Source organism: Wenyingzhuangia gilva (genome assembly GCF_030519655.1).
Taxonomy (GTDB): domain Bacteria; phylum Bacteroidota; class Bacteroidia; order Flavobacteriales; family Flavobacteriaceae; genus Wenyingzhuangia; species Wenyingzhuangia gilva.
This window is the reverse complement of record NZ_JAUMIT010000002.1, coordinates 389530-412376: the sequence shown is the minus strand read 5'-3', so window position 1 is coordinate 412376 and position 22847 is coordinate 389530. Positions and strand designations below refer to the sequence as shown.

The following is a 22847-nucleotide window of genomic DNA, read 5'->3' as shown; positions in this document are numbered from 1 at the left end:
ATTTATTACCTATACAAAAACACAAAAATCAACTTATAACAAATACCTCAATATCGTAGAAAAAACGTACCTTTGTGCCCCGTAAATTTACAAGAATGAGTCCGCAAAAAAAAGTAGCTTTTTACACATTGGGTTGTAAACTTAATTTTTCAGAAACTTCTACCATTGCTCGTAGCTTTCAAGACGAAGGTTTTACTCGTGTAGATTTTGAAGAACAGGCTGATATTTATGTCATCAACACTTGCTCTGTTACAGACAATGCTGACAAACGTTTTAAGACTATCGTAAAAAATGCTTTAAAGAAAAATGACAATGCTTTTTTAATTGCCCTGGGTTGTTATGCCCAATTAAAACCCGAAGAATTAGCCGCTGTTGATGGAGTGGATTTGGTTTTAGGAGCTACGGAAAAATTTAAGGTAACAGATTATATTAATGACTTGTCTAAAAACGATTTAGGAGAAGTTCATTCTTGCGAAATTGAAGAGGCTGATTTTTATGTAGGATCTTATTCCATTGGGGATAGAACTCGTGCTTTTTTAAAAGTACAAGATGGTTGTGATTACAAATGTACTTATTGTACCATTCCTTTGGCTCGTGGAATTTCTAGAAGTGATACTTTAGAAAACGTATTAAAAAATGCCAAAGAAATTTCTGAACGCGGGATTAAAGAAATTGTATTAACGGGAGTAAATATTGGAGATTACGGAAAAGGTGAGTTTGGAAACAAAAAACACGAACATACTTTTTATGAGCTAGTTCAGGCTTTAGACAAGGTTGATGGTATTCACAGATTGCGAATTTCTTCTATTGAACCTAACTTGTTAAAAGATGAAACTATTGAATTTGTAAGCACCTCAAATAGTTTTGTTCCTCATTTTCATATTCCATTGCAAAGCGGAAGCGATGCCATTTTGAAAAAAATGAAACGTCGTTATATGAGTGATTTATATGTAAACCGTGTTGCCAGAATTAAACAAACCATGCCCAATGCTTGTATTGGGGTTGATGTAATTGTTGGTTTTCCTGGAGAAACTGATGAAATTTTCTTGGAGACTTATAAATTCTTAAGTGAATTAGATATTTCTTATTTACACGTATTTACTTATTCCGAAAGAGATAATACAGAAGCAGCTGACATGGATGGAGTAGTTCCAAAAAACGTTAGAGCTAAACGTAGTAAAATGTTACGTGGTCTGTCTGTTAAAAAACGTAGGGCTTTTTACGAAAGTCAATTAGGAAGTACTCATATAGTTTTATTTGAAAGCGAAAACAAAGATGGATACATTCACGGATTTACAGAAAATTACGTAAAAGTTAAAACCCCATGGAATCCTAGTCTGATAAACGAATTACATGAAATAACATTAACAGAAATTGACGAAGATGGTTCAGTTCGCTTTGATTTTGTGCATCTACCTACAGAAAAATCTGTAAATTTGAGTGAATTGTTGTAATCAATCCTTTTGAAAACTGAAAATATTACACACGTTTATCTTTTACCAGGAATGTCTGCTTGTTCAGCTATTTTTGAACGCATACAATTGCCCAAAGAAAAGTATAAAATGCATTTTTTAGAATGGATAATGCCTATTTCTAAAAAAGAATCTTTAGTAGATTATACCCAACGATTTGCAAAGCAGATTACTGAAAAAAATCCTGTTTTAGTAGGCGTTTCTTTTGGTGGTGTTTTGGCTCAAGAAATTGCACAAATCATTCCATGTAAAAAAATCATTCTTATTTCAAGTGTAAAAAGCCCTGAAGAATACAGTCCTTTTTTTAAAACTGTAAAAGCAACAAAACTTTATAAATTACTTCCTATTAGTTTCATCAATTGGACTGAAAATTTTCTACACAAAAATGGAAGTAAAAAAATTAAAAATACCTTAACTGTTTACAGAAAGTTTTTGCCAGTTAGAAATAAACTTTACACCCAGTGGGCAGTTCGTTCTTTTTTATATTGGAAAGGTTGTAAAAACAAGACTGATCTTGTTCATTTTCATGGAAATGCAGATCAAATTATTCCAATAAAACACATCAAAAATTGTGAAATCATTAAGAATGGAACCCATGTAATGATTCTTACCAAAAGCAGCACTATTCAACAACACATCCTTCGTTGTTTGGCTTAATTTTTGTAACTTCTTTCATAAATCTATCCTTATGAAAAAACATCTTATATGGATTGTCTCTTTGGGGGCAATCTTAATATCCATCCCTTTTTTTACCAATGCAACTCCTTCAACTAAAAAGACTGGAGAGAATTATATTATCAAGGCTTTGAAAATTCCAAATGGAATTCATTTTGCTGGAGAAGAAATTCCTCTTCATAATATCGATGTTAAAGAAAGAGTTGATAAAGAATTTTTGGTAAATACTTATTGGCAATCTAACGGATTGTTATTGATTAAAAGAGCCCATAAATTTTTCCCTATCATAGAACCTATTCTTAAAAAGAATAACATTCCTAATGATTTTAAATATTTAGCAGTGATTGAAAGTGGTTTACAAAATGTGACTTCTCCTGCTGGGGCTAAAGGTTTTTGGCAATTGATGCCTGCAACGGCAAGAGAATATGGTTTAGAAGTAAATGATAATGTGGATGAACGTTATGATTTAGAAAAAGCCACCAATGCTGCTTGTCAATACATTCTTAAAGCCAAAGAAAAATTTGGAACGTGGACAGCTGCTGCAGCATCTTACAATATTGGAATCAATGGTCTTGATAGAAGAATGGAGGAACAAATGGTTACTTCTTATTATGATGTTTTATTACCCGATGAAACCTCTAGATATTTACCCAGAATTATTGCCATTAAAGAAATTCTAAGCAAACCGTATGATTATGGTTTTGTATATGATAAAAATGACTTATATGTTTTACCTAAATATAGAACGGTAAAAGTAGATACTGCCATTACTAACATTGCTGGGTTTGCCCAAAATTTTAACACCAACTATAAAGAATTAAAAATTCTAAATCCTTGGTTGAGAGAAAATGAGTTAAATAACAGATCTAGAAAACCTTACAAGATTAAAATACCTGTGACTGTAAAATAATTTCTATATTTAAATCGAAAAAGAAAAAGTTATGATTCAGATTGAAAACCTACACAAATCTTATAAGGTAGGACATGATTCCTTGCACGTACTAAAAGGAATTAATCTTCATGTAAAAGAGGGAGAATTTATCTCCATAATGGGTTCATCTGGTTCAGGTAAATCAACATTTTTAAATATTATTGGATTATTAGATACTCATGATGAAGGAATCTATAAGTTGAATAATGAAGTTATCAAAAACTTAAACGAAACCAAAGCTGCGTTATTAAGAAATCATTTTATAGGTTTTATTTTTCAATCGTTTAATTTAATACCCTACAAAACAGCTATTGAAAATGTGGCTTTACCCCTTTATTACAAAGGTGGATATAACAAAAAAGAACGTGAAAAAATCGCCTTAGAATATTTAGACAAAGTAGGTTTAAAACCTTGGGCGACTCACCTGCCTAATGAACTTTCTGGTGGACAAAAACAACGTGTAGCCATTGCTAGAGCTTTGGTTACTCAACCCAAGATCATCTTGGCGGATGAGCCAACTGGTGCCTTAGATTCTGTAACTACCCAAACTACCATGGAATTGTTAAAAAACATCAACAAAGAGGGAATGACTGTAGTAATTATTACTCACGAAGAAGATGTAGCAGAGCAAACCAATAGAATTATTAGGTTAAAAGATGGTGTTATTATGGATGATGAAACCGTAAATCACAACGTAAAAATATAATCATGTTTGATAGAGATTTATGGAGAGAAATATTTCAGAGTATTAGCAAAAACAAGTTAAGAAGTATTCTCTCTGGTTTTACCATTACTTTTGCCATCCTAATTTTTACTTTACTTTTCGGGATTTCAAACGGGTTACAAAATACTTTTGCTAGTTTTTTTGTAAACAGGACACCTAATGCTATTCAAATATACCCTGGAAGAACAGCTATCCCTTTCAAAGGAATGAAATCAGGTAGAAAAATACAACTGAGCAACAATGAGGTTGACCATATCAAAGAAAAGAATAATGATAAAGTAAAATTCATCTCAGCAAAAATTTATAAAAGTTTTAATGTGAGCTATGAGCATAACCGAAATAATTATTCCGTGAATGCTGTTCAGCCAGATCATCAATTTATAGATACTTATGAATTGTCCGAAGGGAGATTTATCAATATTACCGATGCTCATAAAAAAGAAAAAACAGCAGTTATAGGAAGACTTGTCAAAGATGATCTGTTTAAAAACAAAGAAGCTATTGGAAAGTATATCAACTTACAAGGAATTAATTTTAAAGTTATAGGAGTTTTTGAAAAAGAAGGAGATGATAATGCTGAAAGAGTCATATACATTCCACTTAGCACAGCCCAATCTTTATACGCTAATAATAATTATGTAGATCAGATAGAGTTGACTTATAACGATAACATGAGTTATGACGAAATTATTAGTTTTAGTAATTCACTTGAAGAACAACTAAAAGAATTATTGTTGATATCTCCTAAAGACCAAAGCGCACTTTGGATAAGTAATGTTGCAGAATCTATGAAAAGTACCAATATGATGATGATGGTACTAACCGTACTTATATTTTTTATTGGTTTTGGAACTTTAATTGCCGGAATTGTTGGAATTAGTAATATTATGATTTATGTAGTAAGTGAAAGAACCAAAGAACTTGGGGTGAGAAAAGTTTTAGGAGCTTCTCCAAAATCTATTGTTGCTTTAATTTTATTAGAATCTATTACCATAACATCAATTGCAGGTTATTTGGGAATTTTAATAGGAATTGGATCTGTAAATTTAATAGGAAATAGTTTAGAAAAATATTTTATTACCAATCCAAGCGTAGACACTTCTATTATTATTGGAGCCATGATTACCTTAGTGATTTCTGGTTGTATAGCTGGTTATGTACCTGCCAAAAGAGCCTCTAAAATAAAACCGATTGTAGCACTAAGAGACGAATAACTATGAAATTTTTATTTGAAAAAGATACTTGGCAAGAAATTTACGAAAGTGTTCGCAAAAACAAAATGCGAACCTTTATTACCGTGATTGGAGTCACATGGGGAATTTTTCTTCTCGTTACTTTATTAGGTTGTGCTAGAGGAATGGAAAACTCTTTTAACAGATTGTTTGGAGATTTTGCAACCAACAGTGTGTTTATTTGGGGACAATCTACCGAAAAACCTTTTCATGGTTTTCAAAAAGGAAAGCAAGTTATTTTAAACTTAGATGATGTTGAGAACATTAGAAGAGAAATCAACGGAATTGAATTTGTAGTTCCTAGAAACAGAAGAAATGGAGATTTAATTAGAAATTTCCAAACAGGTAAACATACCGTTAATGGTGACTTTCCTGTGCTTGACAAAGTACAGAAGAAAAATCTAATTATTGGGAGATTTATCAATCAATCAGATATTGATCATAAAAGAAAAATTATTGTTATTTCTGAAGAAATTTACAAGCAATATTTTGATAAAAAAGAAAATCCTATAGGAAAGAACATCGAACTAAATCAAATAAACTTTGTTGTGGTTGGTGTTTTTAAAAATGGAAATGTTGGAATGACCTCTGACATACACATCCCTTTTTCTACCTTTCAACAAATTTACAATACAGGGCAAGACATCGGAATGATGATGGTTACGGGTAAAAAAGAGAGTGATATCAAACAAGTAGAAATGGACACCAAACTACTTATCAAAAACCTACACGATATTCACCCAGACGATAACAGAGCCATTGGTGGATTTAACCTAGGAAAAGAATTCGAAAAAATGAATGGCTTTTTAACAGGAATGCAATTTTTAACTTGGTTTGTTGGTATTGCTACTCTTATTGCAGGAGTCTTTGCCATTGGAAATATTTTACTCATAACTGTTAAAGAACGAACTAAAGAAATTGGTATTAGACGTGCCATTGGAGCCACACCCATAATGATTAAAAGACAAATTATTTTAGAAGCCGTAACCCTTGCCTTGGTTGCTGGATTTTTAGGAATTCTTGGAGGCGGTTTGGTACTAATTATTATTGACAAAATATGGGGACAAGGTGCCGATGCTGTTTTAGTAAATTCATCTGTATCCATTCCTATTATACTAGTTGCTGTCGGAATTTTAGCCTTATTAGGAACCTTAATAGGATTGATTCCCGCAAACAAAGCTACCCAAGTAAACCCAATAGAAGCATTAAATAGTTAACAATAAAGAAATTACATATATACAAAGCCATGAAAAAAATCATAAAAATCATCATTATTATAGTGCTAATAGGTGCTTTCGCTTTAGTGTTAAAGTTTTTTATAGACAAGAACAGTAAATCAGCCATTGAATTTAAAACAGAAACACCTTTTACCACTACAATTGTAAAAAAAACAGTGGCTACAGGAACTGTAATTCCAGAAGATGAAGTAGAAATTAAACCTCAAATCTCAGGTATTATAGAGCAAATTTTTGTAGAAGAAGGAAAATATGTAAAAGAGGGAGATTTAATTGCTAAAATTAAAGTAGTCCCTAATGAACAATCTTTAAACAGTGCCAATGGTAGAGTAATTACTGCACAGCTTAAATTAGACAACACAACAAAAGAATACAAAAGAAGTAAACAATTATTTGAAAAAGGAGTCATTGCTGTTCAAGAGTTTAATACTTCTGAATTGCAATACAATCAAGCCAAACAAGATTTAGAAAACGCTCAAAAAGATTACCAAATTATAAAATTAGGGTCTGCAAATGGATCGTCATCAGCCAATACAAACATTAGAGCCACCATTGCTGGAACCATTTTAGAAATTCCAGTAAAACAAGGAGATCAGGTAATAGAAAGCAATAACTTTAATGCAGGAACTACCATTGCTTTTATTGCCGATTTAAAAAAGATGATTTTTGAAGGAAAGGTTGATGAAGCAGAAGTTGGAAAATTAAAAGAAAATACTCCATTAGAAGTGACTATTGGAGCGATTGACACTCAAAAATTTAATGCAAACTTAACTTTTATTGCTCCAAAAGGAGTGGATGAACAAGGAGCTGTTTTGTTTAAAATTAAAGCCAGTATAGAATTAGACAACAATGTTAATATCAGAGCAGGATATAGTGCCAATGCAGCATTAATTTTAGAAAAAAAAGAAAACATTTTAGCTGTAAAAGAATCTTTAATTCAATATGATAGAAATACCGAAAAACCATTTGTAGAAATTGAAAAAGCTCCTCAACAATTTGAAAAGAAGGATGTTACTTTAGGAATTTCAGATGGAATTAATGTAGAAGTTAAAGAAGGCGTTTCAAAAGATGACAAAATAAAAGTTTGGAATCAAATTACAGGAAGTGAAGCAGATTTTGATAAAAAGAAAAGATAAAACTATGAATACAAAAATATTATTTCTTGTTGTTTTATGTGCCTATACATTTGGGAACGCTCAAACCAAAAAATGGACCTTAGATGAATGCGTGTCTTATGCTTTAGAAAACAACATTTCTATTCAAAAATCTAAGTTAGAGATTGAAAGTTCTAAAATTGACATACAAACTTCTAAAGGAAATTTTTTACCTAATTTAAATGCCAACCTAAGTCACTCATGGAGAACAGGTTTAAATACAGATCCTGTTACAAATTCAAATGTAATAGCCACCACTCAAAGCACAGGAGTTGGAGTAAACTCAAATGTGACGCTTTATGATGGAATGAGAAACATTAAACAACTTCACAGGTCTAACTTAAACTTATTGTCTAAACAATATCAACTAGATGATATGAAAGACAATATTTCTTTAAATGTATGTAATGCATTTTTACAAATTGTTTTTAACAAAGAGTCTTTAAAAGCATTAAAAGAACAATATAATTTAAGCAATAAAGAAGTAGCTAGAACTAAAGAATTGGTAAATGCTGGAAGTAAACCCAAGGGAGATCTTTTAGAAATTGAAGCAACTTTGGCCGATCAAGAAAAAGCTATTGTAACAATGGAAAACAATATTCTAATTTCTAAATTAACACTTTTTAATTTATTAGTTTTAGAGGATTTTGAACATTTTGATATTGCTGATGACACCTATGAATTGATTCCTACTGACATTACAAACAACAGCCCTAGTGAAATCTACAACAAATCTTTAACCGTTAGAAATGACATTAAACTTTCAGAAGTAGCTATTGAAATTGCAGAAAATGATATAAAAATATCAAAGGGAGCATACTTACCTACTCTAAATGCTTCTTTTGGATTTAACACAAGCTATTTTAATCCTCATGATTTTAACTGGACTAATCTTTTAACTCAATTTAGAGACAATAGAGGTTTTTCTTATGGATTAGGTTTAAGCATCCCTATCTTTAATAGATTCCAAACTAGAAACGCTGTTAAAAAATCGAGATTACAGCTAGAACAAGCAAAGCTAGACTTAGAACAATCTAAATTTAATTTAAGAGACAAAGTTTACCAAGCTTTTAATGATACCAAAGGAGCATTAAAAACGTATGAAGCTAGTCAAAAAGCACTTGAAGCGAGAACACTTGCTTATGAATATGCTACAGAAAAATTCAACTTAGGAGCCATGGATTCTTTTACTTTTAATCAAAGTAAAACAAGTTATGTGAATGCAGAAACAGATCTTATAAAAGCAAAATATGATTATATTTTTAAATTAAAAGTATTAGAGTTTTATTTTGGTGTTCCCATCAACTTATAAAAACAAAAAGAGCCAAGTAACATTACTTGGCTCTTTTCTTTTATACTGTTTATACTATTATTTATCACAAGTAGCCAATCTTCCTAACTCTAAATCAGCCTGTTTTTTCTTGTTGGTTTTAAGTAATAATAAAGTAAACCCTACTCCTATTATGGCTAAAACAACACCTAATAAAGATGGATATTTATAGCCATACCCTAATGTTAGAATTAATCCTCCCAAAAAAGCACCTACTGAGTTCCCTATATTAAAAGCTGCTTGAGTAACTCCAGCCCCAACCATTTCGGCCTTTCCTGCTGTTTTAATCATTAAAATTTGTATGGGTGCTCCTAGTGCTAAAAAACATGCTCCTCCTGTAAAACACAAAATTAAGGCAATAATAGCATTATCTGCTAACAAAAAAACTAACAATAAGTTTAGAGCAATGGCTCCAAACAAAATCATACAAGCTTTAACTGGAGCAACTTTATCAGCTAATCTTCCTCCAAATATATTTCCTACCACCATTCCTAAGCCAACAAGCATCATAATCCCCATCAAATACTTTTCATCAACTCCAGCTACTTTAGTCATCAAAGGAGCTATATAACTTAACCAAGCAAAACCACCTCCAGTTCCAATGGCTGTCATTAAAGTTATAATCCAAGCTTCTTTGGTTTTAAAAAAAGACAACTCTCCTCTAATATCGGTTTGTTTTCTAATGGGTAAATTAGGCAACCATAAAAACAAAGATAATAAGGTTAAAAAACCTATAATAGCAACAATTCCTAAAGTTATTCTCCAAGAAAAAGTTTGCCCTAAAATAGTCCCAAGAGGCACCATAATTAAATTGGCAAAAGTTAAGCCTGCAAACATCATAGATATATTTTTGGCCTCTTGACCTTCTTTGGCCAATCTACTGGCAACAATAGATCCCACTCCAAAAAATGCTCCATGAGGTAATCCAGATAAAAATCTAAAAATATACATAAAAGTCTCGTTAGGACTTAAAGCACTTAATAGGTTAAATACCGTAAAAATAACCATCAAGGCTAATAATATTTTTTTAGAAGTAAACCTTCCTGATAAAAATACAATTAACGGAGCCCCTATAACAACTCCTAAAGCATACATAGAAATAAAACCTCCTGCTTGAGAAATGGTTATATCAAAATATTTAGAAATCGTAGGTAATAATCCCATCATTACAAACTCGGTGGTTCCTATAGACAAACCTCCTAAGGCTAAGGGTAGCAATTCCTTTTTCATTCAACAACTTTTATTCTTGGTTTACTATTTAAACCATGCAAAGGTACACTCATTTTTTAACTTAACGTTTCAAAGTTTTCTATTTGAGTAAAATTTGAAATATCATTTAAAAATGGTTTAAAACCCTAAAAAATAAGAATAGATATCACTAATCAATTATTAAATTCCTATTTTTATTTTGTTATTTAGTAGTATGATTTTCAATATTTAAATAATTTTACTGCTATTGAATCCTTTAAATTTCCAAAACATGATAAACAAGTTTTTTCAAATTGCTTTTATAATCTTTTTTTTTACTGCATGTAAGGATAAAAAAGCTAATAATGATGAAGTATTAGAAAAAGTAAAAACTTATTTAATCAATGATTTCTTAAAAGAGGATATTGAATTTATGACTCCTGATGATAAAAAGTTTCAAATGACATTGATAGATTTAAATGATGATGGAAAAGATGAAATTTTTATTCAGTTTGTCTCTCCTTATTTTTGCGGAACTGGTGGTTGTACTTTTTTACTATTAGACAACCAACTGAATCATATCAATACTTTTTCTGTAACCAGAGCTCCTATTTATGTAGAAACAATAAAAAATAATTGGGCTAACTTATATACTTTTAATAAAGGGAAATTAAAAATTCTTGAATTTAAAGGGGGAAAATATCCAAGTAATCCATCCATGGCAAAAAACACGAATATCTTAAAGCCTAATAATGATTGGGATATTATTTTTGAGGAAGATTTAAGCAAACAAACCACTTATACATTTTAAATAAAAGAAGCCAAAACAAATTTGTTTTGGCTTCTTTTATTTCTTTATTTTTTATGACCTCCTTGATGTTTCAAAAACAATCCATTTAAAAAATTCCTAAGTACTTGGTCTTGACATTTTTTATAATGCTGATGTCCTGGTTTTCTAAAAAAAGCAGACAACTCAGATTTACCAAAATTTAGTCCAGCTAACTTTAGCAAGTCTAAAATATCAGTATCTTTTAAATTCAGAGCAATTCTTAATTTTCTAAAAACTATATTATTATCTAATTCTTTTTCTGCTACCGGAATCTGACCATCTTTTTTACCTCTATTCTCAATAATCATCCCATTTAAAAAGCTAGCAAATTGCTCATCAGATAAAGATAAATTTTCTTTTTCTTCAGTATCTTTTTCCAACCATTTAGAAACCTCTTCCCTTTCCACCTTAATTCCAACATGATTAAATAGTAAAATTATTTTTTCTGGATTGTAGTTAAAAGCATATTTAAGCCTTCTAAACACATCGTTATTTGTCATTCTCTTTAATTTAAATTCTGTTTTACAGTTTTATATTCTGTAATCATTTCACTCATAATAGTGGCTATTGGCTGAACTTGTTTTATCAAACCAGCAATTTGACCTATTTCTAATTTTCCATCTTCTACATCCCCCTCAAAAATACCTGTTTTTAATTTAGCATTGTCATAAAAGGTTTTTAAAGTCTCTTTTGATGGATTTGTCTGATATAGTTCTACTAATTTTTGATAGTAATTATTTTTGATAATTCTAACTGGTGCCAACTCTTTAAAAGTTAATTGCGTAGTACCATCTTGCAATTCAGTAATTAAATTTTTAAATTTTATATGTGCCGATGATTCTGTGCTCACTGCAAATCTACTTCCTACTTGTACACCATCTGCTCCTAAAATTTCAGCAGCTAAAATTCCTCTTCCACTAGCAATTCCTCCTGCAGCAATTAAAGGAATGGTTAAATGTTCTTTAACCATTGGAATTAAAGTAAACGTAGTAGTTTCTTCACGTCCATTATGTCCACCTGCTTCAAAACCTTCTGCCACTACAGCATCTACTCCAGCTTGTTGTGCTTTAACAGCAAATTTGATACTACTTACCACGTGCACCACTTTAATACCATGTGATTTTAATTTTGCCGTCCAAGTATTAGGATTTCCTGCCGATGTAAATACAATCTTTACCCCTTCTTCTATCACAATATCTACCATTTTATCAATATCAGGATAAATCAAAGGAAGATTGACTCCAAAAGGTTTATCTGTAGCTTTTTTGCATTTTTTAATATGTTCTCTAAAAACATCAGGATACATAGAACCAGCTCCTATCAACCCTAAACCTCCTGCATTACTAACAGCAGATGCCAATTTATATCCACTCACCCAAACCATTCCTCCTTGAATAATTGAATATTCTATTCCAAATAATTCTGTAATTCTATTATTTTCCATATTCTCTTTTGAAAAAAGTCATCACCTTACTTTTACCCATAAATTGATATTTTACATAATATATTCCAGGCGATAAATTTTCTATTAAAAAACCATTGTTATTCTTTGTCAGTTTTTTATCCACTATATAATTTCCCAACGTAGAAAAAACCTGAATAGAAACCTCATCAAAATTTTGATGTAATTGTACATAAATACCATGATTTCCATATATAATATAAAAAGGAGGTCCCTTATATAGAAACTCAGACAATAATTGAGGTGCCAAATCATTCATGTTTAAAACCCCAAACCCTCTTTGATCTGTTGGATTTAAATAATCTTTTGAATGCTCCATCACCATTTGTCTAATCTCTAAACTTGTTTTATTTGGGTACATTTCCCATAAACAAGCCACTGCTCCAGCAATGATAGGTCCTGAAAAAGAGGTTCCATTAGATATTCCCACCTGATTTTCTTCATTAACAACAAAAACATTCCCACCTTGAGCCAATGTTTCTGGTTTAATTCTGTTGTCTGCTGATGGTCCGAAAGAGGAAAAACTCACCATATTTTCATTGGCATCAACCGCACCAACAGAAATGATGTTTTCTGCATCAGCTGGAGCAGTTAAATAATGCCAAGTATCATTTCCCGAATTCCCCATGGAATTTACCAAAACCATCCCTTTTTGGGCTGCTATATTGGCACCACGAGTAATAAACGTAGTCTCTCCATCCATATCAGCATAAGTGTAGTTATACTTACTTTCATCAAATTCGCTGTATCCTAAAGAAGTATTGATAATATCTACTCCCAAACTGTCTGCTCGCTCAGCTGCTTGTACCCATAAACTCTCTTCTAAAGGAGTTTCATTAGCATCATCTTCGGTTACAAACAAATAAAAACTTGCTTTTGGAGCTGTTCCTACAAATTCGTTTTCTTTTATAGCCGCAATGGTTGATAGTACTTTTGTTCCATGAGTAGTTCCTGTAAACGCATAATAATCAGTAGCAGCATGTACAAAATCATAACCTCCTAAAATTTCACCATTGGTTTCGTTGCCATCTAACAAATGACTAAAAGCACCAGCTGTATTTACTCCATAAAAACCTGCATCAATAATGGCTATTTGTATTCCTTGCCCTTTAATATTTTCTTGATGAAACTTTTCTACTCCTAACATTTCTGTTTGATTAGTAGCTTCTCCGTAATTATAAATAGATGTTACTTCATCATCAAACTTATTTATTTTAAAAACTTTGCTCAGTTTAGAAGTTGATGTATTGATAACAGCTAAATTTTTATTCGCAAACTGAATACTATCTACCGATGTTAAATTTTGAAGATTAGTAATAGCTGTTTCCGATCCATAAACATGAACTGCATTTAACCATTTAGATGTTGCTTTTACCGTGATACCATTACTATTTTTTACTGATAAAACATAGAATTCATCTACAGGAACATCTTGAGTAGTAATGCTAATATTTTGACGATTTCTCCTATCTATAGCACGTTTCGACAGCATACTTAAAGGATTACTGAGATAAGTTTGAGCATTGGGTTTGTCCTTAAAATACACCCATGCGTGTTCTTGAGCTTGTAACATGCTTGAGCATAAAAACATCAAAAACACAAACTTTTTCATCCTGATTTTAGTTTGTAGTGAAGTTACGCAATTACTCCTGATCCTAAAAGCTCATCTTCTAAATGCCAAGCTACAAATTGTCCTTCTTGAATAGCTGATTGTGGATTTTCAAACTCCACATACATTCCATTTGGTACTTGGTATAAAGTTGCTTTTTCTAAGGGTTGACGATAACGAATTCTTGCCAACACTTCCATAGATTCTCCAGTTTTTAAAGCTAAATCTTCACGAATCCAATGCAACTCTTCATTACTAACAAACAATACTTTTCTGTATAAGCCTGGGTGATTTTTACCTTCTCCTGTATAGATTACATTTTCGTTTACATCCGTTTCAATCACAAACAGAGGTTCTTGTGTTCCACCTACTGCCAAACCTTTACGCTGACCTTTGGTAAAATAATGTGCTCCTTGGTGTTTTGCAACTATTTTTCCGTTAGCAACAGAATAAGTGTGTTTTTGGCTATGGAAAGCCAATTCTTCTAACTTATTTTCAAACACAGGAATTTCTCTCGTGTATCCATCAAAAGTATTTGGAATCTGAACAATAACTCCTTCTTTAGGTTGTAGTTTTTGTTGTAAAAATTCTGGCAAACGTACTTTACCAATAAAACATAAACCTTGTGAATCTTTTTTCTCAGCCGTTACCAAATCTAACTCCTTAGCAATTTCTCTTACTTCTGGTTTGGTTAGTTCTCCAATTGGGAACAAGGCTTTAGACAATTGCTCTTGTGACAATTGGCACAAAAAGTAAGATTGATCTTTATTGTTATCAACCCCAGCTTTTAGTTGATATACTTCTTTTCCGTTTGTATCTTGTGTAATTCCTCTGCGACAATAATGTCCTGTAGCTACATAATCTGCTCCTAAACTCAATGCAATTTTCATAAACACATCAAACTTAATTTCACGATTACAAAGCACATCAGGATTTGGTGTTCTTCCTAATTCATATTCCTTAAACATGTAGTTTACAATACGATCTTTGTACTCCTCACTCAAGTCAACTACCTGAAAAGGAATTCCTAGTTTTTCTGCCACCAACATGGCATCGTTACTATCTTCTAACCAAGGACATTCGTTTGAAATAGTTACAGAATCATCATGCCAGTTTTTCATAAACAAACCAATCACTTCATATCCTTGTTGCTGTAGCAAATGCGCTGCAACACTACTATCTACTCCTCCTGAAAGTCCAACTACTACACGTTTCATATTCAAAAAATTGAGGTTACAAAGATAGTATAAAAATAAGAGTTAGAAACCTAAACAATAGATCAAAAAAAAGCTTGTTTATCCGTGTTGGACAAGCAAGCTTTTCTTTTATTTTTCACTTTCTTTTTGTTTCCTTTTAATGTTTTCTAAAATCTCTTCATCAGTTAGTTTTCTAATTCTATCCTTTTCTTCTTGCTCTTTCTTTTTTTGGATATTTTTTAAAATTTCAGCATCCTCTACCCTTTTTATTTCTTTTATTTTAGCTTCCATTTTGGAGGCAATACTTCTTAAAATCTCATCATCTGTAGCTTTAAAATATTCTTTTTTAGTTGCTTTTTTTCTTTTTATATTTTTTAAAATTTCTTCATCCGAAGGAGAATCATATGAATATTCTTTTTCTTTTTTTCGTTCTATGTTTGCTAATATATCTTCGTCTGTAATTTCAGGATATTCTTTAGGGTTCTCTGCTTTTTCATCAATACTAGCTAAAATAGCTTCATCAGACGGACGGTCTCTTTTTTTATTAGGCTCTTTGTATCCCATGTATTCTCCATTAATATAGTAATCCCATCGTCCTACTTTATAATCTTTGTAATACAATCCAGACTCTTTAATATTTCCATTCACTTCAAAAAAAGTTGAACGTCCATGTAGCAAACCATTTTGATAGGTCATTTCATGTAACTTAATTCCATCTTTAGAGTAACGAGCCGTAACACCATCTAATTTTCCGTTTTTATACTCACTAATTTCGGCAATACTATCATTGGTATAAAAAACTTTTCTTTCCCCATTTAATTGATTGTTTTCATAATGCTCAACTAAAATAAGTTTACCTTTATAACCATAGTATTTCCAAACACCAACCCTGTTTTTACCAACCATGGTTCCTTCACTTTTCTTTTTACCATAGAGGTCATAAAAAGTAACATCTGCTTTATCAGATTTATCATCAAAAAACTTCCTAATGCTTGGATAATTATTGATGATTTTATTTTCGTAGAACAAAAATTCGCCTACTTCTTTTCCATGTTCAAAAGTTCCAGAATAACGAACTCTACCTGAATCATATCTTTTTTCCCAAAAGCCATGTCGCTTTCCTTGGGCATCAAACTTGTTAATTTCTTGAGCAAAAAGGAACAAAGGCAAACAAAACAATAAAAAGAATACACTTTTTTTATACATGAAACTATTTTTTAACGTGATGATATTCTCTATAACGCAAGACTTAGACTAGTGTTGTAACCATTATCTTTACTTATAAAAAAATGGAAATTACAAAGTTTAAGGATTACAAAAAAACATCTTTTAACTTTTCTTAATTTGACGTACTTTTGTCGCTTAAACATATTTACAAAAACATGAGTTTATCAAATTTAAATGCCATCTCTCCTATTGATGGAAGATATAGAGGAAAAGTAGAATCTTTAGCTGCCTACTATTCTGAAGAAGCATTAATTAAATACAGAGTAAAAGTTGAAATTGAGTATTTTATTGCTTTGTGCGAAATTCCATTACCACAATTAGAGGATTTTAACACAAATTTATATGCAGATTTAAGAAAGATTTATCAAAATTTTACTACTGCTGATGCTCAAAAAATTAAAGACATTGAAAAAGTAACCAACCACGATGTAAAAGCGGTTGAGTATTTTATTAAAGAAAAGTTTGATGCTTTAGAATTACAACCTTTTAAAGAATTTATTCATTTTGGATTGACTTCTCAAGATATAAACAACACCGCCATTCCTTTATCTATCAAAGATATGTTTGATGAAGTTTACAATGCTGAATTAGAAGCGGTAGTAAACAAATTAAAAGAATTGGCTACTGAATGGAATGATGTTTCTATGTTGGCACGTACCCACGGACAACCGGCCTCACCTACCCGTTTAGGTAAAGAAATCATGGTTTTTGTAGAACGTATCAAGCAACAAATCACTTTGTTAAAACAAGTGCCTCACGCAGCAAAATTTGGTGGAGCAACAGGAAACTACAATGCACACCACGTAGCATATCCAAATATCGATTGGAAATCTTTTGGAACTGACTTTGTAGAAAATAAATTAGGTTTACACCACTCTTTTCCTACAACACAAATTGAGCACTATGACCATATGGCTGCTATTTTTGATGCCGTAAAAAGAATCAATACCATTATTATTGATTTAGATAGAGATGTTTGGACATATGTTTCTAACGACTACTTTAAACAAAAAATCAAAAAAGGAGAAGTAGGTTCATCTGCCATGCCACACAAAGTAAACCCTATTGATTTTGAAAACTCTGAAGGAAACCTAGGAATTGCCAATGCTATTTTTGAACACTTGGCAATTAAATTACCAGTTTCTAGATTACAACGTGATTTAACAGATTCTACCGTATTAAGAAATATTGGAGTTCCTTTTGGACATACTTTAATTGGTTTTGCTTCTACTTTAAAAGGTTTAGGTAAATTATTGATTAACCGTGATGCTTTTGCTAGAGATTTAGAGAATAACTGGGCAGTTGTTGCCGAGGCAATTCAAACAATTTTACGTAGAGAGGCATATCCAAATCCTTACGAAGCATTAAAAGGATTGACTCGTGTAAACGAAAAGATTACAGGAGAAACCATTGCTAACTTTATTGATACTTTAGAGGTTTCTGATCAAATTAAAGCTGAATTAAAAGTCATTACTCCAGCTAACTATACAGGAATTTAATTAATGAGGTTTCTACTATATATCATATCAGCATCCGTTTTTATTTCCTGTAATACAGGAAACAAAACGGATGTTTTGTCTTTTAGAGAAGGACATTTTAAAACCTATTTGGGAGAAAGAAAAGACAGTTCTAATTTTTACAGAACCAAAGACTTACAAATAGAAACTTACAAAAATAAAACAGATACTTTTCATATTCGATGGATTTCTAACTTTGAATATGAATTACTTAAAGTAAATCCACAAAGTAAATTAGACAGTATTCCTTTTAAGGTAAGAATTACCGCCATTAAAAATAATTATTATAAATTTAAAGGTGCTTATCTAGGAAGTGATTTTGTACAAAGTGGAACAACCCATATTATACAAGACTAACTTTTTTTACACAAAAGCACATTTTAAATAATATTGCTATGTATAAGTTTACCCTACTTTGCACTTTTTTGTGCAGTTTTTTATATGCTCAAGATTTTACCCCAAAAAACATTTTTACCAAACAGGATAGCCTTAGAGGAAGTATTACACCTGAACGAATATGGTGGGATGTAAAAGAATATACTTTAGATGTTCGTGTTTTTCCTAAAACCAAAAGCATAAAAGGTAGTAATACCATTACCTACAAAGTTTTAAAACCTCATCAAACTTTACAGATAGAACTTCAAGCTCCCTTAGTGATTGATTCTATTATTCAAAACAAACAAAAACTATCATATCATAAAATCGGCTTTAGTCACTTTATCAATTTAATAAAAAAGCAAGAAATAAATGCTTCAGAAAAAATCACTATTTATTATCATGGAAAACCTAAAGAAGCGGTAAAAGCTCCTTGGGACGGTGGAATTGTTTGGAGCAAAGATCAAAATGGAAATAATTTTATAGCTACCGCAAATCAATCTATTGGAGCTAGTATTTGGTGGCCTTGTAAAGATCATCCTGCTGATGAAGCGGAAAGCATGCAAATTACTGTAACTTGTCCTAGTCCTTTAATGGATGTTTCTAACGGTAGAAATATCAAAACCAAAAAAAATAAAGATCATACTACTTCTTATACTTGGAAAGTAACCAACCCGATTAACAATTATGGTATTAGTTTAAACATTGCTAAGTATGCTCATTTTAGCGAAATTTACAAAGGAAAAAAAGGAAACTTAGATTGTAATTATTATGTACTTCCTAACAACTTAAACAAAGCCAAAGAACATTTTAAAGACGTTCCTAAAATGTTAGCTGCATTTGAATATTGGTTTGGGCCATATCCTTTTTACGAAGATGGATACAAACTTGTTGAAACGCCATATTTAGGCATGGAACACCAAAGTTGTGTGGCTTATGGAAATAAATACTTAAAAGGGTATTTAGGCTACCCAATGGGAACCTCAGAATGGGGTAAAAAGTTTGATTTTATTATTATTCACGAATCTGGTCACGAATGGTTTGCCAACAATATTACTTGTAAAGATGTTGCCGACTTATGGATTCATGAAGCCTTTACCTCTTATTCCGAAACCCTTTTTGTAGACTATCATTATGGGACAAAAGCAGGAAATGAATATGCGCAAGGACAAAGAGCTCTGGTAAAAAACGATCGTCCTATTATTGGTACTTACAATGTACATCATGAAGGTAGCTCGGACATGTACCCTAAAGGTAGTTTGATGCTGCATACCTTACGTCAAATTATTAATAACGATAAAAAATGGCGAAACATTTTAAGAGGTCTTAATGATGAATTTTATCATCAAACAGTCACTGGAAATCAAGTTATTGATTATATCAACAAAAAAATTAAGATAGATTTAACTAGCTTTTTTAAACAATATTTAACGACTACTAAAATTCCGACTCTGGTTGTTAAACAAAAAAAAGATGGAATTTATTACACTTGGGAAAATGTAGTAGATGATTTCAAAATTCCGTTAAAAATTTATCTTAATGGAAAAGAAAAATGGATTATTCCTAAAGAAAAAGAATGGAAAAAAATAATTGGAAAATACCAACAACTAAAAATTGATGAAAATTTTTACGTAAGATTAAAAGAACTTTAAAAACAAAAAAGCGATACTTTAATAAAGTATCGCTTTTTTGTTTTTAGTTCTCTATTTATTAGTTTCCATACTGAGCGGCTAATTTTTTAGCCTCTGGTAAATATGATTTTAATGTAGAAATTCTTGTACTGTTAGACGGGTGAGTACTTAAAAATTCTGGTGGAGCTCCTCCTCCAATTTCACTCATACGTTCCCAAACGCTAACTGCTTCTTCTCCGTTGTAACCAGCCATGATCATAAAAACCAACCCTAACTTATCAGCTTCTGTTTCATGAGTTCTACTGTATTTTAACATTCCTAATTGAGATCCAACTCCATAAGCCATATTCCACATTTCTTTGGTCTTTGCATCTGCATCTCCTGTTCCAATTTCAATAGCCATTGCACCATATTGTTGAATTTGACTAGAACTCATACGCTCTTGACCATGTTTAGCAAAAGCATGGGCAACTTCATGTCCCATAATGGCTGCAATTCCATCCGTATTTTTAGCCACAGGTAAAATTCCCGTATAAAAAACTACTTTCCCTCCTGGCATACACCATGCATTTAATTGGTCATCTTTTACCAAATTAAACTCCCATTGATAACTATCTGCTTCGGCACTCATTCCATTCTTACGCATAAACTTATCAACTGCTGCTGCAATTCTAGCTCCAACAGCTTTAATTTCTTGAGTCTTTGCTTTGTCTGTAGAAATGGTGTTTTCTTTTAAAAAGGCATCATATTGTGCAAAACTTGTAGGAAGCACCTCTGCATCAGAAACAAAGTTTAAACGTTTTCTTCCTGTAATGGGAACGGTAGAACAAGCTACCATGATTGATGTTACTATAATTAATGATATTATTTTTTTCATGTCGAAAATAAATTTGATTTACACAAATATAACATTTGACAGAAAACTAAGTAATGATTCCACTAGAGATTCGACTTAATTTTTAAATATCAAAAAAATGAAATCAAAACTTAGCCTTTTTACCTTATTCGCAATTCTTTGTATCAATAGTATTTCTGCTCAAACAAAAATTATTAAAACAGATGCTGAATGGAAAAAAATTCTTTCTCCAGCTGAATATCAAGTTCTAAGAAAAGCTGGAACAGAACGTGCCTTTTCTGGAAAATATGATCACTTTTATGAAAAGGGAACTTATTATTGTGCTGCTTGCGGAACTCCTTTATTCAGTTCTAAAAATAAATTTGATTCAGGTTCAGGATGGCCTTCCTTTGATAACCATATAGGAAATAATGTTGGTTTTAATGAAGATCATAGATTTGGAGATACTATAACGGAAATTATTTGTAATATTTGTGATGGACACTTAGGACATATGTTTATGGATGGGCCAAAAAAAACCACAGGAAAAAGATATTGTGTAAATTCTTTAGCCTTAAAATTCAAGAAATCACAATAACCTAACATAAGTCAATGATATTTAAACACTTAATACATAAATTTATGGAGAACAAATGTTAAACAACTCGTTTCATGGTCGTTTAATCATTTTAAGAAAAATTATAGTATTTGTTTTTATGTTTTACAATTAACCCCTCCAAATATGGAGGGTTTTTTGTTATGTATAAACCCTTTAAAAGTTATGATATTCTTGTATATTTGCAGCTCAACTTTAACAAAGTAAATTACAGCATATGTTTAATAATTTATCAGATAAACTAGATAAAGCCTTACATCTTTTAAAAGGACACGGAAAAATAACAGAAGTAAATGTAGCAGAAACTTTAAAAGAAGTACGTAGAGCATTGTTAGATGCCGATGTAAACTTTAAAATTGCTAAAGATTTTACGGTAAGAGTTAAAGAAAAAGCCCTTGGACAAGATGTATTAACCACCTTGAATCCAGGTCAATTAATGGTAAAACTTGTAAAAGACGAGTTAACTGAATTAATGGGAGGCGAAACTGCTGGAGTAAATTTAACAGGTACACCAACTGTAATTTTAATGGCTGGTTTACAAGGTTCTGGTAAAACTACTTTTTCTGGAAAGTTAGCCAACTATCTAAAAACTAAAAAAACCAAGCAAGTACTTTTGGTTGGAGCCGATGTTTATCGTCCTGCCGCTATTAATCAGCTACAAGTTGTTGGAGAACAAATTGGTGTTGAAGTATATGCTGAAATTGAAAATAAAAATCCTGTAGAAATTGCTAAAAATGCAATTGCTTATGCAAAAGCTAATGGTAAAAATACAGTAATTATAGATACGGCTGGTCGTTTGGCAATTGATGAAGCTTTGATGACCGAAATCTCTAACATTCACAAAGCGGTAAATCCACAAGAAACATTATTTGTAGTGGATTCTATGACAGGTCAAGATGCTGTGAATACTGCCAAAGCTTTTAATGATTTGTTAAATTTTGATGGAGTTGTTTTAACAAAATTAGATGGTGATACGCGTGGTGGTGCTGCTTTAACTATTAAATCTGTAGTTAACAAGCCTATTAAGTTTATTGGTACTGGAGAAAAAATGGAGGCCATAGATGTTTTCTATCCAGAACGTATGGCTGATCGTATTTTAGGAATGGGAGATGTTGTTTCTTTAGTAGAACGTGCCCAAGAACAATATGATGAAGAAGAAGCTAGAAAATTACAAAAGAAAATCGCCAAAGATCAATTTGGTTTTGATGATTTCTTAAGTCAAATTCAGCAAATTAAAAAAATGGGAAACATGAAAGACTTGGTTGGAATGATACCAGGTGCTGGAAAAGCCTTAAAAGATGTTGATATTGATGATGATGCGTTTAAAGGAATTGAAGCGATTATAAAATCTATGACTCCTTTAGAAAGAACAGAGCCTAAAGTAATTAACGCTTCTAGAAAAAAGAGAATTGCCAAAGGATCTGGAACTTCTATTACCGAAGTAAACCAATTATTAAAGCAATTCTTCCAAATGAGTAAAATGATGAAAATGATGCAAGGTGGTGGTTCTAGAAAAATGATGCAGATGATGCAAGGAATGAAAGGTGGAATGCCGGGAATGTAAACAAGTTAGCAATACTTAGTCTTCAGTTTTCAGTTATTTAAATTA

21 protein-coding genes are annotated in these 22847 nt (G+C 31.6%); 14 read left to right on the top strand and 7 right to left on the bottom strand.

Going from position 1 to position 22847, the window contains the following annotated elements; genetic code table 11:
• Positions 1–95: 95 nt before the first annotated feature.
• The 8 genes from mtaB to QVZ41_RS06890 are packed head-to-tail and all read left to right on the top strand — an operon-like array spanning position 96 to position 8735.
• Positions 96–1454 (top strand): tRNA (N(6)-L-threonylcarbamoyladenosine(37)-C(2))-methylthiotransferase MtaB, encoded by a 1359-nt coding sequence (gene mtaB / locus QVZ41_RS06925; RefSeq protein ID WP_302883821.1) that lies wholly within the window; start codon positions 96–98, stop codon positions 1452–1454.
• 9 nt (positions 1455–1463) lie between these two features.
• Positions 1464–2129, top strand: a complete 666-nt coding sequence (locus tag QVZ41_RS06920) for a YqiA/YcfP family alpha/beta fold hydrolase (RefSeq protein ID WP_302883820.1) — start codon at positions 1464–1466, stop codon at positions 2127–2129.
• A gap of 31 nt (positions 2130–2160) precedes the next feature.
• Positions 2161–3057: a lytic transglycosylase domain-containing protein gene (locus tag QVZ41_RS06915; RefSeq protein WP_302883819.1), complete on the top strand. Its 897-nt coding sequence runs from the start codon at positions 2161–2163 to the stop codon at positions 3055–3057.
• Positions 3058–3088: 31 nt separating this feature from the next.
• A complete protein-coding gene (locus tag QVZ41_RS06910) occupies positions 3089–3784 on the top strand; it encodes an ABC transporter ATP-binding protein (RefSeq protein ID WP_302883818.1) in 696 nt (231 codons plus the stop codon).
• A 2-nt stretch (positions 3785–3786) separates the two neighbouring features.
• Complete coding sequence (locus tag QVZ41_RS06905) at positions 3787–5016, top strand: ABC transporter permease (protein WP_302883817.1); 1230 nt, start codon at positions 3787–3789, stop codon at positions 5014–5016.
• A gap of 2 nt (positions 5017–5018) precedes the next feature.
• A complete protein-coding gene (locus QVZ41_RS06900) occupies positions 5019–6251 on the top strand; it encodes an ABC transporter permease (RefSeq protein WP_302883816.1) in 1233 nt (410 codons plus the stop codon).
• Between the two features lie 29 nt (positions 6252–6280).
• A complete protein-coding gene (locus QVZ41_RS06895) occupies positions 6281–7405 on the top strand; it encodes an efflux RND transporter periplasmic adaptor subunit (RefSeq protein WP_302883815.1) in 1125 nt (374 codons plus the stop codon).
• Positions 7406–7409: 4 nt separating this feature from the next.
• Positions 7410–8735: a TolC family protein gene (locus tag QVZ41_RS06890; protein WP_302883814.1), complete on the top strand. Its 1326-nt coding sequence runs from the start codon at positions 7410–7412 to the stop codon at positions 8733–8735.
• A 57-nt stretch (positions 8736–8792) separates the two neighbouring features.
• Here the strand turns inward: QVZ41_RS06890 and QVZ41_RS06885 are convergent, their stop codons facing one another.
• Positions 8793–9983 (bottom strand): MFS transporter, encoded by a 1191-nt coding sequence (locus tag QVZ41_RS06885; protein WP_302883813.1) that lies wholly within the window; start codon positions 9981–9983, stop codon positions 8793–8795.
• A 250-nt stretch (positions 9984–10233) separates the two neighbouring features.
• On the opposite strand from QVZ41_RS06885, the gene QVZ41_RS06880 reads away from it, so the two are divergent.
• The gene (locus QVZ41_RS06880; RefSeq protein ID WP_302883812.1) at positions 10234–10752 is read left to right on the top strand and encodes a hypothetical protein; all 519 of its coding nucleotides are present in this window, start codon (positions 10234–10236) and stop codon (positions 10750–10752) included.
• A 44-nt stretch (positions 10753–10796) separates the two neighbouring features.
• On the opposite strand, the gene QVZ41_RS06875 is transcribed toward QVZ41_RS06880, so the two are convergent.
• The 5 genes from QVZ41_RS06875 to QVZ41_RS06855 all read right to left on the bottom strand — a co-directional run bounded on the left by QVZ41_RS06875 (position 10797) and on the right by QVZ41_RS06855 (position 16243).
• On the bottom strand, positions 10797–11270 hold the full coding sequence (locus tag QVZ41_RS06875; protein ID WP_302883811.1) for a YehS family protein: 474 nt from the start codon (positions 11268–11270) through the stop codon (positions 10797–10799).
• A 5-nt stretch (positions 11271–11275) separates the two neighbouring features.
• On the bottom strand, positions 11276–12214 hold the full coding sequence (locus tag QVZ41_RS06870; RefSeq protein ID WP_302883810.1) for an NAD(P)H-dependent flavin oxidoreductase: 939 nt from the start codon (positions 12212–12214) through the stop codon (positions 11276–11278).
• Entirely contained in the window at positions 12204–13844 is a 1641-nt protein-coding gene (locus tag QVZ41_RS06865; RefSeq protein ID WP_302883809.1) for a S8 family serine peptidase, read from the bottom strand. Before QVZ41_RS06865 ends, QVZ41_RS06870 begins: the two co-directional genes overlap by 11 nt.
• 23 nt (positions 13845–13867) lie before the next feature.
• A complete protein-coding gene (gene mnmA / locus QVZ41_RS06860; protein WP_302883808.1) occupies positions 13868–15058 on the bottom strand; it encodes a tRNA 2-thiouridine(34) synthase MnmA in 1191 nt (396 codons plus the stop codon).
• Positions 15059–15166: 108 nt separating this feature from the next.
• Positions 15167–16243, bottom strand: a complete 1077-nt coding sequence (locus QVZ41_RS06855; RefSeq protein WP_302883807.1) for a toxin-antitoxin system YwqK family antitoxin — start codon at positions 16241–16243, stop codon at positions 15167–15169.
• 176 nt (positions 16244–16419) lie between these two features.
• Here QVZ41_RS06855 and purB point away from each other — a divergent pair, with 176 nt between their 5' ends.
• From purB to QVZ41_RS06840, 3 genes are read left to right on the top strand one after another with little or no spacing between them, the layout of a single operon-like run.
• Complete coding sequence (gene purB, locus QVZ41_RS06850) at positions 16420–17763, top strand: adenylosuccinate lyase (RefSeq protein WP_302883806.1); 1344 nt, start codon at positions 16420–16422, stop codon at positions 17761–17763.
• A gap of 3 nt (positions 17764–17766) precedes the next feature.
• The gene (locus QVZ41_RS06845) at positions 17767–18138 is read left to right on the top strand and encodes a hypothetical protein (RefSeq protein ID WP_302883805.1); all 372 of its coding nucleotides are present in this window, start codon (positions 17767–17769) and stop codon (positions 18136–18138) included.
• A gap of 38 nt (positions 18139–18176) precedes the next feature.
• Positions 18177–19808, top strand: a complete 1632-nt coding sequence (locus QVZ41_RS06840) for a M1 family metallopeptidase (RefSeq protein WP_302883804.1) — start codon at positions 18177–18179, stop codon at positions 19806–19808.
• A 58-nt stretch (positions 19809–19866) separates the two neighbouring features.
• Here QVZ41_RS06840 and QVZ41_RS06835 read toward each other — a convergent pair whose 3' ends face one another.
• Positions 19867–20664: a M48 family metallopeptidase gene (locus tag QVZ41_RS06835; protein ID WP_302883803.1), complete on the bottom strand. Its 798-nt coding sequence runs from the start codon at positions 20662–20664 to the stop codon at positions 19867–19869.
• Between the two features lie 97 nt (positions 20665–20761).
• On the opposite strand from QVZ41_RS06835, the gene msrB reads away from it, so the two are divergent.
• Entirely contained in the window at positions 20762–21220 is a 459-nt protein-coding gene (gene msrB / locus QVZ41_RS06830) for a peptide-methionine (R)-S-oxide reductase MsrB (RefSeq protein ID WP_302883802.1), read from the top strand.
• Between the two features lie 235 nt (positions 21221–21455).
• On the top strand, positions 21456–22802 hold the full coding sequence (ffh, locus tag QVZ41_RS06825) for a signal recognition particle protein (protein ID WP_302883801.1): 1347 nt from the start codon (positions 21456–21458) through the stop codon (positions 22800–22802).
• The last annotated feature ends 45 nt before the right edge of the window (positions 22803–22847 follow it).